Annotated in this window: 12 protein-coding genes; 5 read left to right on the forward strand and 7 right to left on the reverse strand. The window is 67.6% G+C overall.

Features of this window, described 5'->3' with window-relative positions:
- Positions 1 to 22: 22 nt before the first annotated feature.
- The gene (locus tag R1101_RS0100220; RefSeq protein ID WP_016931479.1) at positions 23 to 1,549 is read right to left on the reverse strand and encodes a membrane protein; all 1,527 of its coding nucleotides are present in this window, start codon (positions 1,547 to 1,549) and stop codon (positions 23 to 25) included.
- 104 nt (positions 1,550 to 1,653) lie between these two features.
- Between R1101_RS0100220 and R1101_RS0100225 the strand changes: the two genes are divergently transcribed.
- Positions 1,654 to 2,943: a TerD family protein gene (locus tag R1101_RS0100225; RefSeq protein WP_016931480.1), complete on the forward strand. Its 1,290-nt coding sequence runs from the start codon at positions 1,654 to 1,656 to the stop codon at positions 2,941 to 2,943.
- A 4-nt stretch (positions 2,944 to 2,947) separates the two neighbouring features.
- Here R1101_RS0100225 and R1101_RS0100230 read toward each other — a convergent pair whose 3' ends face one another.
- Positions 2,948 to 3,292, reverse strand: a complete 345-nt coding sequence (locus R1101_RS0100230; protein ID WP_016931481.1) for a spore germination protein GerW family protein — start codon at positions 3,290 to 3,292, stop codon at positions 2,948 to 2,950.
- Between the two features lie 177 nt (positions 3,293 to 3,469).
- On the opposite strand from R1101_RS0100230, the gene R1101_RS0100235 reads away from it, so the two are divergent.
- Positions 3,470 to 5,953 (forward strand): response regulator, encoded by a 2,484-nt coding sequence (locus R1101_RS0100235; protein WP_026002727.1) that lies wholly within the window; start codon positions 3,470 to 3,472, stop codon positions 5,951 to 5,953.
- Between the two features lie 91 nt (positions 5,954 to 6,044).
- Here the strand turns inward: R1101_RS0100235 and R1101_RS0100240 are convergent, their stop codons facing one another.
- Positions 6,045 to 7,826, reverse strand: coding sequence for an AMP-dependent synthetase/ligase (locus R1101_RS0100240; protein ID WP_016931483.1), 1,782 nt, complete (start codon positions 7,824 to 7,826; stop codon positions 6,045 to 6,047).
- Positions 7,827 to 7,978: 152 nt separating this feature from the next.
- On the opposite strand from R1101_RS0100240, the gene R1101_RS0100245 reads away from it, so the two are divergent.
- A complete protein-coding gene (locus R1101_RS0100245; protein ID WP_016931484.1) occupies positions 7,979 to 10,438 on the forward strand; it encodes a molybdopterin oxidoreductase family protein in 2,460 nt (819 codons plus the stop codon).
- Positions 10,435 to 10,923, forward strand: coding sequence for a hypothetical protein (locus tag R1101_RS0100250; RefSeq protein ID WP_016931485.1), 489 nt, complete (start codon positions 10,435 to 10,437; stop codon positions 10,921 to 10,923). Before R1101_RS0100245 ends, R1101_RS0100250 begins: the two co-directional genes overlap by 4 nt.
- 39 nt (positions 10,924 to 10,962) lie before the next feature.
- On the opposite strand, the gene glfT1 is transcribed toward R1101_RS0100250, so the two are convergent.
- The 3 genes from glfT1 to R1101_RS0100265 all read right to left on the reverse strand — a co-directional run bounded on the left by glfT1 (position 10,963) and on the right by R1101_RS0100265 (position 13,359).
- Entirely contained in the window at positions 10,963 to 11,853 is an 891-nt protein-coding gene (gene glfT1 / locus R1101_RS0100255) for a galactofuranosyltransferase GlfT1 (RefSeq protein ID WP_016931486.1), read from the reverse strand.
- A complete protein-coding gene (gene wzt, locus R1101_RS0100260) occupies positions 11,846 to 12,694 on the reverse strand; it encodes a galactan export ABC transporter ATP-binding subunit Wzt/RfbE (RefSeq protein WP_026002728.1) in 849 nt (282 codons plus the stop codon). Before wzt ends, glfT1 begins: the two co-directional genes overlap by 8 nt.
- Before the next feature lie 80 nt (positions 12,695 to 12,774).
- Positions 12,775 to 13,359: a bacterial proteasome activator family protein gene (locus R1101_RS0100265; RefSeq protein ID WP_016931488.1), complete on the reverse strand. Its 585-nt coding sequence runs from the start codon at positions 13,357 to 13,359 to the stop codon at positions 12,775 to 12,777.
- A gap of 121 nt (positions 13,360 to 13,480) precedes the next feature.
- Here R1101_RS0100265 and R1101_RS0100270 point away from each other — a divergent pair, with 121 nt between their 5' ends.
- Positions 13,481 to 14,680: a cysteine desulfurase-like protein gene (locus tag R1101_RS0100270; protein WP_016931489.1), complete on the forward strand. Its 1,200-nt coding sequence runs from the start codon at positions 13,481 to 13,483 to the stop codon at positions 14,678 to 14,680.
- Here R1101_RS0100270 and R1101_RS0100275 read toward each other — a convergent pair.
- A partial coding sequence (locus tag R1101_RS0100275; protein ID WP_016931490.1) for a zinc-binding dehydrogenase occupies positions 14,677 to 15,273 on the reverse strand: 597 nt, incomplete at its 5' end. The two genes, R1101_RS0100270 and R1101_RS0100275, sit on opposite strands and share 4 nt — an antisense overlap.

Consider the following 15,273-nt stretch of genomic DNA (forward strand, 5'->3'; position numbering starts at 1 on the left):
CCCAGCGGCGCGGTTGCCGGGACTACCCACTACGGCTGGGCATCCCGAACGACCGCGCGGCCACCGCGACCCACTCCCGCCACGGCGGGCAGGGTGGGGGAGGACGACCGTTCAGGAAGCGGATGGCCGCGTCCTCGAAGGCCGGTGACAACGGAAGGTCGGGGTGGGCAGTCCGGGCCGGGCATCCGTTTCGTTCGACGTCGAAGTGCCAGTCGCTCGCCAGGGGTAGATCGGTGACAGACGGAAGAGTCATCGCTCGCACTGTCGCGGGAAGTGGTCGGTCCAGAATGGATTCCGCTGCTCCCACCGTGCCGAGCAGTTCCCGGGCCGCGGGGGTCTCGGGATCGAAGTGGAGGTGGACAAGGTCGGTGACGGGGACGGCGGCGCGCACCATGTCGCCCACGACCCGCCCCGGTTCGTTCACATGTGGTGGCGGGTAGCCGGTGGGGGTGCTCGGAAACGGGCCGATCAGCAGAAGAGCGTCGACGGCGACCCGCCCGGTGGCGACCGCTTCCCACACCACCCAGACGGCGTGCGAATGCGCCGCGACCACCAGTGGGCGAGGTAGCGCCGACGCCTGTTGGGCGAACAGGTCGACCTGCTCTTCGAACGGACGTTGGGTGTCGCTCGGTCCGTAGGGCGCACCCGTGCGGATCGGGCAGGTCGCGTTGTGTTGCGGCTGTCCGTCGCCCGGCCCGGCATAGGAGAAGTAGTACACCTGCTCGCATCGGTAACCGAGACGGTGCACGTCCATCGCATGGATCTTGCCCTGCCCCGATGCCGAGTTGATCCCGGACAGGATCAGCAACGAACCCGTCTGCGGCGGACCGGGTTCGGGCTCGTCGGGTCCTGGCGTCGTGACGAACGCGATCGACACGGCGACGAGCACCGCCACGAACGCGGCAAGGGCCGACCGCGGCCGGTGCAGTGGCGAACGCTCCATCAGGACGATCGTCAAGCCGGTCGCGGCGGCCGAGACCGGCACGAGCGGCACCGTGAGGACGGGAAACCGGTCTGCCACCACACCGAGCGCCACGACCACGGCGCAATACGGCACTGTCACTTCGATCCGCAGTCCACGACGCCATGTCAGTGCACCCGCTTCCCGCAATCGGAATCGGCCCTGCCAGGGGACCGGACCGAGGATGAACATCGACACTGTGATCAGGGCGACGGCGGGCCAGAACACCCGGGCATAGAGCACCGCATATGCGGTGGCGTCGGCACACGCTGCCACCAGCACCGGCCCGAATGCGACCGCATAGAACAGAGCCGCACAGCGCAGACGCCGGACGTCGAGGCCGCCCAGTAGCCACGCCATGAGCACGACTCGGGCTACGGCGACCAGAGCGAACAGGATCAGGAAGACCGGCCACGACGGTGCCCGCGACATCAGGACCCGCAGGTCGGTGAACTGGTCCAGGGGCGGCAGGGCGACCAGGTGGATCAGTCCGGGCCAGGTCGGGATCACATTCGTCGCGGCGAGCAGCACGACGAACGCCGCTCCGGCCGCGAGCGGCCACCACCGCGTCCACTGTCCCTGTCGCATCCGCGGGACTCCTGTTGCCGACTGCCTCGAATGTAAGGGATGCGATGGTGGACGAGCGAACGAGGAAAACTCCTCGTGGACGCCCGCACGGACAGGAGGACCGCATGGCCGAGGTGGCGAAGGGGTCGAAGACCGATCTCACCGATCTTCGATACGAGGTGACGCTCGGCGCCGCAGTGGACGGAGCTGTCGACCTGATGGCCGTCCTCCTCGCCGACGACGGCTGCGTGCGCAACGACGACGACTTCGTGTTCTTCAACAATCCGAAGGTGCCGGGTGTCCACCTCACCTCCGATGCCTCCGTCACGGTCGATCTGTCCGCGGTGCCGTCGGATGTGCAGCGGGTGCTCGTCGCCGCGAGCACCGAAGCGCAGGGACGCACCTTCGGTGACGTTCCGGGTGTGCGCGTCGAGATCCGTGGGCCGGGCCAGGTGCTGGAGTTCGTGCCGCCCGGGCCGGCCACCGAAACCGTCCTGCAGGTGGTCGCGCTGTACCGGCGTGGAGGTGGGTGGCGCCTCGACGCGGTGGGCCAGGGTTACCAGGACGGACTCGCGGCATTCGCGACCGATCACGGGATCGTCGTCGACGATGCGGACGACGAATCCGAACCGGCCGTTTCCGCTCCGAAGGTGCCTCCTGCCGCGAGCCCGATCTCGTTCGAGAAGGTGCAGATCTCGCTCACGAAGGATTCGCCCACGCAGACCGCCCGGATCGACCTGCGCAAGTCACAGGGCGATCCGAACTGGGTGCTCACCGTCGGACTCGAATGGGACGGTCGCGGCGCGACATACGACCGGAACGGCAACGTGAAGAAGTACGGCACCGGAGATCTCGACGTCTACTTCTACTGCCGCAACGAGCACACGAACGACTACATCGTCGTCAGTGGAGATCCCGGTCATCGCGGAAGTCTCGACACGTGGCCGCATATCCACCACTACGGCGACAGCAAGGGTCCGGGCAACGGGAAGAGTCCTGCGGTCGAACAGGTTCGGGTACTGCCGAACGAGAACGGTGATCTTCTCGTCAACATCTACCAGAGCATCGACAACGGCGCGGGCGCGATCGACAAGTTCGGAAAGCCGCGTGTGGCAATCCGATACGGTCGTGCCGGGCACGACGGTCTGCCCGGGCCCGACGCCGACGAGATCCTCGTGTACGTCGGCAACGGGAAGAACTCGTACTGGGCGACCGTCGCCCACATCGACGTGCAGGACGGTGTGCTGACCGTCGACGGCGAGACCCGGTACAGCAGGTTCGGGAGCGAACGCATGCCCGGACTCGACTCGTCCGGCAACTGGGTGCGCTCCCCGAAGGGCGGCCCGACCGGTCGCAGCAAGAAGCGGAACAACGGCCTGGGTCTGGATCGCTACGCCGGGACGTGCCCGGAGTAGCCGATCACCGGCGCCGGCCCGCCCGCCCGCGTTCGACGACAGCGCGCGTGATCAAGAAGGTGACCACCACTCCGGCGACCGACCGCACCAACCGGTTCACGTCGACGGCCGGTTGCCACGACACCTTCCCGTCCTTGACGACATAGGCGCCCGCCGGTCGGGCCCCGACGCCGAAGCCGCCACCTTCGCCGTTCTCGCCGTCCGCGGACGAACCACCGCCTCCGCCCATGCCGCCGGTGATCGTCGCGGCGGTGATCACCGTGACCCCGTCCTTCTCGAAGGGTTTCGAGAACACTCGTTCGACGGTCACCGTGTCCCTGGCAGTGCTCATGAGTTCTGCGAGTGTCATCCCGGGCCTCCCTGCTCGGTCGTGTCAACGGGGTCGAACCCATTGTCGGCGACCAGGGTGGGTGAGGCCAGAGCGCGGACCTGGGGAAGGAGGACGTATGTCCTCCATGTGGCGTCGTTCTGTGCGGTCTCGGGGGAGAATGGCGGCGGGAAGTACCGCAGATGGGAGTGACGAGGCATGAGGGCGACAGCCGAGTCGGGAGAAGCGTGGCCGGCGGAACGCCTGTTCGCGGGGCCGGGAGAAAGCCTGGAACGGTTCCGGAAGACCGACTGGTCGGCCACACCTCTGGGTCCGGTGGAGTCCTGGCCGGCGGAATTGCGCATGGCGGTGCGGACGGTACTGCCCTCCGAGGTGCCGATGCTCCTGTGGTGGGGGCCGCAGCTGGTGCAGATCTTCAACGACGCGATCATTCCGGTCCTCGGCGACAAGTACCCCGGCGCGGTCGCGCAGCCGGCGCCGGAATGCTGGCACGAGGTATGGGACGAGGTGGGCGCCCGCGTCGAACGGGCGATGGCGGGCACCGCCACCTTCGCCGAGGAAGAACTGCTGTTCATGCAGCGCCACGGCTACGAGGAGGAGACCTACTGGACCTTCTCCTACAGCCCGATCCGCGACGAATCCGGCGAGGTCGCGGGCGTCTTCGTCGCGACCACCGATGTGACCTCACGGGTACTCGGTGAGCGTCGCCTGGAGGCTCTGAGCCGCCTGGGCACGGTGGCGATCACCGATTCGGGCATGTCGGTGATCGACACGTGCCGGAACGCGCTGGACGCGCTCGCTCCGAGCCGGCAGGACATTCCACTGGCCGCGCTCTTCCTCGACGCTCGCGTGGTCGATCCCGAGGATCCGCAATCGGACTGGAAGCGGCTCGCCTCGATCGGCACGAAACCCGGCTTCTCCGGCGCGCTGCTCGGTCCGGACGAGGATCGATTGCTGTCGAAGGCCGCCACGGCCTCCGAACCGATCGTCGTCTCCGGCATCGCCGAGCGCTCCCCGGACCTGCTCGACCGGCAGCGGGCCCTCGGCGACCATCCGATCGACAACATCCTGCTCGCCCCGCTGAGGGCCTCGGGACACGATGCCCCACTCGGTGTTCTCGCGGTGGGGCTGAGCCCGTATCGGGTGTTCGACGCGGCCTACGCCACGTTCGCCGAACTCGTCGTCACCAAGATCTCGGGGCTGCTGCGCGATGCGTCGGCGATGGACGCCGAACGTCGCCGGGCCGATGCGTTCGCGGCGCTGGACGCCGCGAAGACGCGGTTCCTCGAGTCGATCAGCCACGAGTTCCGCACCCCGTTGACGCTGCTTCTCGGTCCGCTGCAGAGTGTGCTCGACGACGCCACGGCACTGACGGACGCGCAGCGGCAATCACTGGAAGCCGCCCAGCGCGCTGCGGTCCGGTTGCGGCGACTCGTCGACGCGTTGCTCGACGTGACGCGTGCCGAAGCCGATCTGTCGGGGAAATCCCTGACACCGAGCGACCCGGCGGCACTCACCGCCGAATGCGTGGAGCTGTTCGCCGATGCGGCGCAGCGTGCGGGCTTGGACCTGCGGAGTCGGGTCACCGCGGCCGCGGCCGAGCAGACCCAGCTCGACCCCCAGTTGTGGGCTCACATCGTCCTGAACCTGCTCTCCAACGCGATCAAGTACACCCCGGCCGGGTCGGTCGATCTCGATCTGGACGTCGAGGACGACCGGTTGGTTCTGACGGTCGCCGATACCGGACTCGGTATTCCGGAGGCGGAACTCGGTCGTATCTTCGAGCGCTTCCATCGCGTCGAGAACGCCGGGGGACGCAGTCAGGAGGGCATCGGGCTGGGCCTGTCCCTCGTCTCGGACTGGGTCCACGCACTCGGTGGAAGTGTGACCGTGTCCAGCGAGCTCGGGCGCGGCAGTACCTTCACCGTATCCGTTCCCCGCGTTCTCGGTCCGGTGTCGGAATCCCCGGCCGGAACCGTCCCGGGAGACCTGAGTGCCCTGTACGTCGGGGAAGCGCACCAGTGGGACAGGGACACCGTCGCCGAGGCCGGATCTTCCGGGCAGGAAGAGGAGCTGCCGCAGATCCTCGTGATCGAGGACAACGCGGACATGCGCGATTACCTGATGCAGTTGTTGCGTCGTGAGAACTGGCACGTGGATGCGGTGGGGGACAGCGACACTGCGCTCGAGCGAATCCGGTCGCAACCGCCGCATCTCGTCCTGAGCGACATCATGATGCCCGGCCGGGACGGAGTGGCGCTTCTCGAGGAGATCCGCAAGGACCCGACAACGTCTCGCCTGCCGGTCATCCTCCTGACCGCCCGGGCCGGCGCGGAGGCCACGATCGGGGGCCTGCGCACCGGCGCCGACGACTACATCACCAAACCGTTCGACCCCGGTGAACTCGTCGCCCGTGTCCGTGTCAATCTCGAATTGTCCTGGCTGCGTGAGCAACTCATTGCGGCGCAGGAACGTGAATCCGACCAGTTGAAGACGGCGTTGGAGACGCGGTCGACGCTGAGCAAGGCCGTCGGGTTGATGATGGCCACGTTCGAGTGCGACTCCGATACCGCTTTCGAGAAGCTCGTCGCCTTCTCCCAGCACCGCAACGTCAAGGTGCGGGAGATCGCCGAGCAGATCGTCGGCGACTACACCGCCTCGCTCACCGATTCATCGACATAGCTCGGGATCGACCTCCGAACGACTCCGCCAAGGCGTTCCGTCCGGTCACGAACTCGTCCCACTCCCTCCGGATCGTGAGCGCGGTGACGAATCAGGCCTGCGCATAGAGCTTGTCGATCTCCTCCGCGTACTTCGCGTCGATGGGCTTGCGCTTGAGCTTCATCGTCGGAGTCAGTTCGTCGCCCGAGGGTTCCCAGATCGTCGGCAGTACCGTGTACTTCTTGACCTGCTCGACCCGCGACAGCTTGGTGTTCGCTTCCTCGACCGACTTCGCGATCGACTCGAGGACGACGGGATGGTGCGCGAGTTCCTCGTGGCTGCCGCTGAGACCGTGTTGTTCGGCGAAGACGGCCAGAGCATCGGGATCGAGCGCGAGCAGCGCGACGTTGTAGGGACGGTCGTTGCCGATGGCGACGGCACCACCGAGCATCGGGCAGGCAGCACGTAAGGCGCCTTCGATGTTGGCGGGAGACATGTTCTTCCCCGCCGCGTTGACAATGATCTCCTTCTTGCGGTCGATCAACCGCAGGTAGCCGTCCGCGTCGATCTCGCCGATATCACCGGTGTGCAACCAACCGTCGGAATCGATTGCGTCCGCAGTCTTCTCCGGGTCGTTGCGATAGCCCTTCATGAGCAACGGACCGGAGACGAGCAGCTCGCCGTCCTCGGCGATCCTGATCTTCGCGCAGGGCACGGCCTGGCCGACGGTGCCGATGCGGATGGCGCCCGGCCGGTTCATGGTGACCACACACGAGGTCTCCGACATTCCCCACACCTCGGAGCACGGGATGCCCAGGGCCAGGACGAACTCGAGGACTTCCGGTGAGATCGCGGCGGCGCCTGTGACGGCGGCGCGGACCTGGTCGAGGCCGAGCTTGCCGCGGATCGCGGACAGCACCAGCTTGTCGGCCACCGCGTGCTGCACTTGGAGGGTACGGGGGATCGGCTTGCCATCGGACTGCAGCCGCGCGCGTGTGCGCCCGACGTCGATCGCCCACAGCGCAAGCTTCTTCTTGATCGGGCTCGACTCCTCGGCGAGTGTCTTGTCGATCGCAGCCTTGAGCTTGTACCAGACCTGGGGGACGGCGCCGAAGAGCGTCGGCCGCAGGCTCGGCAACACCGTGATGGCCTGCTTGAGATCGTCGAGCGTGGTGATCTGCATGCCGCTGTACAAGCTCGAATAGTGCGAACCCCAGCGGTTGGCGATGTGTGCGTCGGGCAGGTACGAGAGGATCCGGTCGTCCGGTCCGGTGGGCAGATACGTACTCGTCGCCTCGAGTTCGGCGAGCAGGTTGGCGTGGGTGAGTTCGACACCCTTCGGCGGACCCGTGGTGCCCGAGGTGTAGATGAGGGTCAGCAGGTCGGACGGCTGCACGGCCTTCCATGCGGCGTCGAAGTCGAACGACGGCTCGGCGGCGCCCTCGAGGTCGTCGAGGGGCATGGTGCCCTCGGGTCTGCCGTCGATGCACACCAGGTGCTCGACCTTCGTGTCGCCGATCGCCTGCCGCAGGACGGGAACGAACTGCTCCTCGGCGATCATCACCCGGTTCCCGGCGTTGCCGAGCACGTACGAGATCTGTTCGGCCGTCAGTGAGTTGTAGATCGAGAACGGCACCGCTCCGAGGTGGAACGCGGCGGTGTCGAGAAGGTGGAATTCGGGCCGGTTGGTGAGCATGAGCCCGACGGTGTCACCGCGCTTCACACCGAGACCGGCGAGTCCGGCAGCGAGGCGTTCGACGCGCTGCGCGTACTGACGCCAGGTGTAGCGGACCGAATCGTCGGGCGTGCGCAGCGCGACCTTGTCGGGGTACGCCGCGGCGGTGGTCCGAAAGGCTTCGCAGAGAGTCGACGGGGTGGTGGTGCGAAGGGTCATCACTACTCCAGAGGTGAGTGTGGCGACAGCGTAAAGCGAATCGGCAACGCTCGCGGTCGGTTTTGCCGGATTGTTGTGCCGGATCCGAACTCTTTCCTGGTCGCAACGGGCGCGAGCGGTTTGGTCCCTGCCCGTCCGGGTACCGCCGGGACATGACCACCGTGGATCGAATCGCGGATCCGTGGGGTTCGCGCACACCCTACGGACCCGGGCAACGCTGGCCCACCCGCGTCGACACCTATCTCGCCGACGGACTGACCGAGGACGATGTCGACAGGTGGGTGCAGTCGGCGACGATCCTGCATTCCAACGGTGACGGTCTCGACATCGCCGTCAAGGACGGGCGCATGGTGGGGGTGCGAGGACGTGCCGTCGATCGGGTCAATCACGGCCGGCTCGACCCGAAGGACCTGTTCGGCTGGCAGGCGAACCATTCGGCGGACCGCCTCACGACACCGCTGATCAGGCGCGGCGGAAAGCTCGTCGAGACCGATTGGGACACCGCGATGGATGCCGTCGCCGGTCGCACGAAGCAGCTGCTCGACGAGCGCGGCCCCAGCTCGGTCGGCTTCTACACCACCGGGCAGCTGTTCCTGGAGGAGTACTACACCCTCGCGCTGATCGGTCACGGCGGTATCAGAACCAACCACATGGACGGAAACACCCGCCTGTGCACGGCGACGGCGGCGGCTGCTCTCAAGCAGTCCTTCGGGTGCGACGGCCAGCCCGGTTCCTACACCGACATCGACCACGCCGACGTCATCGCCCTCTACGGACACAACATGGCGGAGACGCAGACGGTGACATGGACGCGGATCCTCGATCGGCTCGCCGGCCCGAATCCACCGGCGGTGATCTGTGTGGATCCGCGGCGGACGCCGGTCGCGCGGGCCGCGACGGTCCACCTCGCCCCACGGCCGGGCACCAACGTCGTCCTCATGAACGGGCTGCTGCACGAGATCCTGCGACGCGGGTGGATCGACGAGAAGTACATCGAGGACAACACCGTCGGATTCGACGAACTGCGCACTCAGGTCGGCGACTACTCCCTCGAGAAGGCCGCCGAGATCTGCGACGTCCCGCTCGAGGATCTGCGGGAGGCCGCTCGGCTGCTCGGCACGGCGGAGCGGCTGCTCTCGACGGTCCTGCAGGGCTTCTACCAGTCCCATCAGGCCACCGCGGCCGCCGTGCAGGTGAACAATATTCATCTCGTGCGCGGCATGCTCGGCAGGCCCGGGTGCGGAGTCCTCCAGATGAACGGGCAGCCCACCGCGCAGAACACCCGTGAATGCGGTGCCGACGGCGATCTGCCGGCCTTCCGGAACTGGGCCAACGAGTCGCACGTCGAAGACCTCGCCCGGGTGTGGAACATCGATCCGATGCGGATCCCGCACTACACCGCGCCCACCCATCTGATGCAGATGATGCGGTACGTCGAGGACGGCTCGATCCGGTTCCTCTACGTGAGCGGGACGAATCCGGCCGTGTCCCTGCCGGAACTGCGTCGGGTGCGCGAGATCCTGTCCCAGGACAGGCTTTTCCTGGTGGTGCAGGACATCTTCCTGTCGGAGACCGCCCAGCTCGCCGACGTCGTGCTGCCCGCTGCGACCTGGGGTGAGAAGACCGGGACGTTCACCAACACCGACCGGACCGTGCACCTGTCGGAGAAGGCCGTCGAACCACCCGGGCGGGCCCGGCCCGATCTCGACATCTTCGTCGACTACGCGCGCCGGCTCGACCTGCGGGACAAGGACGGTGAGCCGCTCGTGAAGTGGTCCACGCCCGAGGAGGCATTCGAAGCATGGAAGGAGTGCACGGCCGGCCGACCCTGCGACTACACGGGCATCACCTACGAGAAATTACGTGGCGGAAGCGGAATCCAGTGGCCGTGCAACGCCAACGCTCCCGACGGGACCGAACGTCTCTACGAGAACGGAAAGTTCTGGGCCGCACCGGATTACTGCGAGAACTACGGACGCGACATGGTCACCGGAGCGCCGGTCGAACCCACCGAGTACCGGGCGCTGAACCCCTTCGGCAAAGCGATCATCAAGGCCGGTGAGTACCTTCCCCCGCACGAGACGGTCTCCGACGAATATCCCTACCTGCTCACCACCGGCCGCACGCTCTACCACTTCCACACCCGCACGAAGACCGGCCGCGCCCCGCAACTGCAACGCGCGGCACCGGAGGTGTGGGTCGAGATGTCGAAGAGCGATGCCGAGCAGCACGAATGGTCCGAGGGCGACCTGTTGCGGATCGACACGCCGCGCGGGCACGTCACCGCGCGGCTGCGGATCAGTGGGATCAGGACCGGGGTGCTGTTCCTGCCCTTCCACTACGGCTACTGGGACACCCCCGCCGGCCACGAACCCGCGCTCGAGGGACGCGCGGCCAACGAACTGACCTTCACCGACTGGGATCCGGCCTCGAAACAACCCCTGTTCAAATCGGGTGCCGCGCGCGTCGAACGGGTCGCGGTCGTCGACGACGGGCCTTCCGCGGCGCCGACCACCACCGCCTCGGCGCCGGTCGCCGGCACCGTGCCCGCCACCTCGGGTGGACGGGACGCCGAGACCACCGAAACGTTCGACGAGGGAGGTCCGCGATGAACAAGGTTGCTCTGGCGATCCGCGAACTGCACCGCTCGGAGAACGACCTGGCGGGGGAGCTGCTGCGGACCGCCGACCGGCACAAGGTCGACCACGAGATCGTCCATGTGGCGCGTGACATCGCCGGCTGGTCGCAGCAACACGTGCGCGAACTCGCCCGCGTCGGCCACGACTACGACCTCGACCTCGACGACGAGCCCCAGGGCGTCCACGAGGTGCTCGCGGAGGTGCGGCGGAAGGGAAGCGAGATGCTCGGACGCCGACACGCCCCGAGTGTGCTGCTGCTGCGGGATCTGCGCACCGTGCATCGCATGGCGGCGGGTGTCTCGCTCGACTGGGAGATCCTCGCCCAGACGGCGCAGGCACTGAGCGACCGCGAACTGCTCGCAGTCTCCGAACGCTGCCACCCCCAGACCCTGCGTCAACTGCGCTGGGCGAACGCGAAACTCAAGGAGATCGCCGCCCAGACCGTCGTGACCGCGTGAGTGTCGAGAACAGTCGGGTACGTCGGACATCCGAGGACGTCAGGGACGCTCGAACTTCTCCTCGCGCCCGAGCCTGCGCAGCCGGATCCACTCGCGCAGCCCCGCCGGGTCGCGGCGGGTGACGAGGAAGTACCAGCCGAACCGCACCCATTCCTGAGGCAGCAACCGCCGCAATCCCGGCTGCGAGAGCAGGTAGCCACGGTTGCGGTAGGTGAAGAAGCGTTTGGTGTCGTTGTCCGGATACTGCGTGTGCATCCGGCCGCCCAGGATGGGCTTGAACTCGTCTGCACCGTCGGGATGCAGGTAGGCCGTCTGCAGGCAGGTGCCGAAGGGCAGTCCCGAACGGACGAGACGCCGATGTACCTCGACCTCGTCGCCACGGACGAACAACCGCAGGTCGGGTACGCCCACCGCGTCGATCGCCGCGGCCGTGAAGAGCGCGCCGTTGAACAGCGAGGCGATGCCGGGGAGCAGATCCTCGTCGCCGAGTTCGTGCCGCCACCGTCGCCACACGACGCCGCGGCGCAGCGGGAAGGCGAGGCGGTCGGGTTGCGCGATGTCGCACACGACCGGCGACACCTCGGCGAGATCGTTGCGCTGCGCGCAGTCCAGCAGCGTCGCGAGCACGTCCGGTCCCTCGGGACGACCGTCGTCGTCGGCGAGCCAGACCCGGTCGGCTCCCAGCGACAGCGCGTACAGGATGCCGAGAGCGAAGCCACCCGCGCCGCCGAGATTGTGCTTCGAGCCGAGATAGCTCGTGGGCACGTCCACCGCGTCGACGAGTTCGCGCACCGCGTCCTCGTCGCCGTTGTCGACCACCACGAGATGGTCGAGTGGACGCGACTGCGAGGCAAGAACTTTCAGGGAGTCGGCCAGCAGCTCGCGGCGACGGTGCGTGACGACGACGCCGATGATCCGTTCGTCAGCCACCGTTCGAACCCGTCGAGGCGGCGGCGTCGTGGGCGGACTTCGCGATCCGCTCGCGCTCGAGCTCGTGGAGGATCGTGCGCACGTGGTCGCCGGCCTCGTCGCCCTCGTAGGACCGCACCACGTGCTCGATGTCGCCCTGCTCACGGATCTGCCCGTGATCGATCCACATCGCCTGGTCGCACAGCTGCGCGAGGAACTCGTTGGAATGGCTGGCGAAGACCAGGATGCCCGAACGTGCGACGAGATCCTGCAGACGCACCCGCGCCTTCTTCATGAACTCCGCGTCGACCGCGCCGATGCCTTCGTCGAGGAGCAGGATCTCGGGGTCGATGCTGGTGACCACGCCGAGCGCGACCCGCACCCGCATGCCCGTCGAATAGGTGCGCAGCGGCATGTTGAGGTAGTCGCCGAGCTCGGTGAAATCGGCGATCTCGTCGACCTTGGCCAGCATCTGCTTGCGGCTCATTCCGAGGAACATGCCGCGGATGATGATGTTCTCGTAGCCGGAGATCTCCGGATCCATGCCGACACCGAGATCGAACACCGGCGCGACGCGGCCCGTCACCCGGGCATGGCCGCGCGTGGGCTCGTAGATCCCCGAGAGCAGGCGCAACAGGGTGGACTTGCCGGCACCGTTGTGGCCGACGAGTCCGACGCGGTCGCCTTCCTTCAGCGACATCGTGATGTCGCGGAGAGCCTCGACGACCACCACGTCGGAGTTGTTGCGGCCGATCGCTCCGCCCGCCTTACCCAGGAAGGCCTTCTTCAGGGAGCGGGTCTTGGCGTCGAAGATGGGAAAGTCCACGCACGCGCCGCGCGTTTCGATGCCGACCCGACTCACGATGCTGCTCCAGACGCTGACACGGGACCCGAGCGTACCCGTCGCGGCGATACCGGAGTCCCGGGGCGTACCCGCCGGGACTAGAGGTACTGGCCGGTCCCGGGGTGGGTCTGGCCGGGAAGCTGTTGATCGTTGTGACCGGGACCTCCCTGCGCGACGCCGGGCGGAAGCGCACCCTGACGCATCTGCTCGAGCTGGGCGCGGGCCGCCATCTGCTGAGCGAACAGAGCCGTCTGGATGCCGTGGAACAGACCTTCGAGCCAGCCGACGAGCTGGGCCTGCGCGATGCGCAACTCGGCGTCGGAGGGCACCGAGTCCTCACCGAAGGGCAGTGCGAGCCGCTCGAGTTCCTCACGCAGGTCCGGGGCGAGTCCCTGACCGAGCTCGCGGATGGAGGACAGATGGATGTCCTTGAGGCGGGTGCGGCTGGCGTCGTCGAGCGGCGCGGCCTTCACCTCCTCGAGGAGCTGCTTGATCATGGTGCCGATCCGCATGACCTTCGCCGGCTGCTCGACCATGTCGGCCAGAGATTCGCCGCCGTTCTCGTTCGTCCCGGCCTCCGAATCGGTGGCGGCCTCGACACGAGCGGCCTCCTCACGGGAGACACGGATGGGGTGACCGTCGGGGCCGATCACGAGAACCTGGTCGCTGTCCGGATGCGTCATGACTCCATTCTTCCCTTTCCCACCCGGGGGTGCCCGGTTGCCCGACCGAGCCTACCGAGAGGGCAACGCCGAGTGCAGGTACGGCGCGTCCCGATTGACATCGGGACCTAGAGTGTCTGCCATGGCTTACGACGTTGCCCGGATCCGGGGGCTCATCCCCTCGCTCGGCGACGGTTGGATCCACCTCGATCCGCGGGCCGGTATGCAGATCCCCGACGTGGTGTCGCGCACCGTGTCCACCGCGTTCCGGAACTCGGCCGCCTCGGCCACGGGGCGGCACCTGTCGTCGCGTCGCAGTGCCGCGATCCTCGAGGACGCGCGCGTCGCGGTCGCGGAACTCGTGGGTGCGGATCCGACCGGCGTCGTCCTGGGTCCGAGCCACGCGGTGTTGCTCGCCTGGCTCGCCGAAGCACTCAGTTCCCGCCTCGGGCTCGGCACCGGCATGGTGTTGTCGCGACTCGACGACGAAGCGAACATCGCTCCGTGGCTGCGGGTCGCGAGCCGCTACGGCGCTCAGGTGCGCTGGGCCGAGATCGAGATCGAGACGTGCGAGCTGCCCACCTGGCAGTACGAGGAACTCATCACGCCCACCACCCGGCTCGTCGCGCTCACCGCGGCGTCGTCGATCGTCGGCACCGCACCCGACGTGCGGGCCGTGGCCGATCTCGTCCACGACGTGGGTGGTCTCATGGTCGTCGACGCCGCCGGCGCCGCTCCCTACGCCCACATCGACATCGACGACCTCGGCGCCGACGTCCTCACCGTCGACATGGCCGCGTGGGGCGGACCGCAGATCGGCGCGCTCGTCTTCGCCGACCCGACCCATCTCGAACGGGTGCCGGCGATGTCGCTGAACCCGCACGCGCGCGGCGCCGAGCGCCTCGAGGTGGGCGGCCACCAGTTCGGTCTGCTCGCCGGCATCCCCGCGTCCATCGACTTCATCGCCTCGCTCGACGACGACGCCACCGGATCCCGCCGCGAGCGTCTCGACATCTCGATCAGCTCGATGCAGAACTACCAGGACGTGCTGTTCGACCGCCTCATGCGGCAACTCGACAGCCTCACCGGCGTGATCGTGCTCGGCCGCGCATCGAGCCGCGTCCCCACCCTGAGCTTCACCGTCGACGGGGTCCCGGCCGAAAAGGTGGCTGCGCACCTCGCCGACCGTCGCATCGCGACGGTGGCGAGCACCCGCGGATCGAGCCGGCTCCTCGACTCGCTCGGCGTCAGCGACGAAGGGGGAGCGGTGAGCATCGGTCTCGCCCCCTACACCACGAGTTTCGAGGTGGATCAGCTCGTCCGCGAGCTCCGCAACCTCTAGTGCCGCTCGATCCGCAACACGACCTTCCCGACGGTCTCGGGACTGTCGAGCAGCTCGTGTGCACGCGCGGCTTCGGTGATCGGAAGCTCGGCGTGCACCACGGGATGGACCTTCGCCTCCTCGATGAGCGGCCACAGGTTGGCGCGCACGGAGTCGATGATCGCGCTCTTGCCCGACGGTCCCGAGTCCGGACGGCCGCGCAGACCGGTGGCGATGACGTGACCGCGCTTGGCGAGAAGCTTGCCGAGGTGCAGTTCGCCCTTGGTGCCGCCCTGCATGCCGATGACGACGAGGCGTCCGTCGGGAGCGAGGACGTCGATGTTCCGGGACAGGTACTTCGCGCCCATGTTGTCGAGCACCACGTCGGCGCCGCCGAACGCAGTGCGCACCTCGCTGACGAAGTCCTGCTCGCGGTAGTCGATCGCCAGATCGGCGCCGAGTTCGCGGCAGCGGTCGAGCTTGCCGGCCGAGGCCGTCACCGCGACCTTCGCGCCGAGCGCCTTACCCACCTGGATGGCGTGCGTACCGATACCGCCGCCGCCACCGTGGACGAGCAGGACGTCGCCGCGCGTCAGGCCGGCCGTCATCACGAT

Source organism: Rhodococcus sp. R1101, assembly GCF_000278445.1.
Taxonomy (GTDB): domain Bacteria; phylum Actinomycetota; class Actinomycetes; order Mycobacteriales; family Mycobacteriaceae; genus Rhodococcus; species Rhodococcus gordoniae.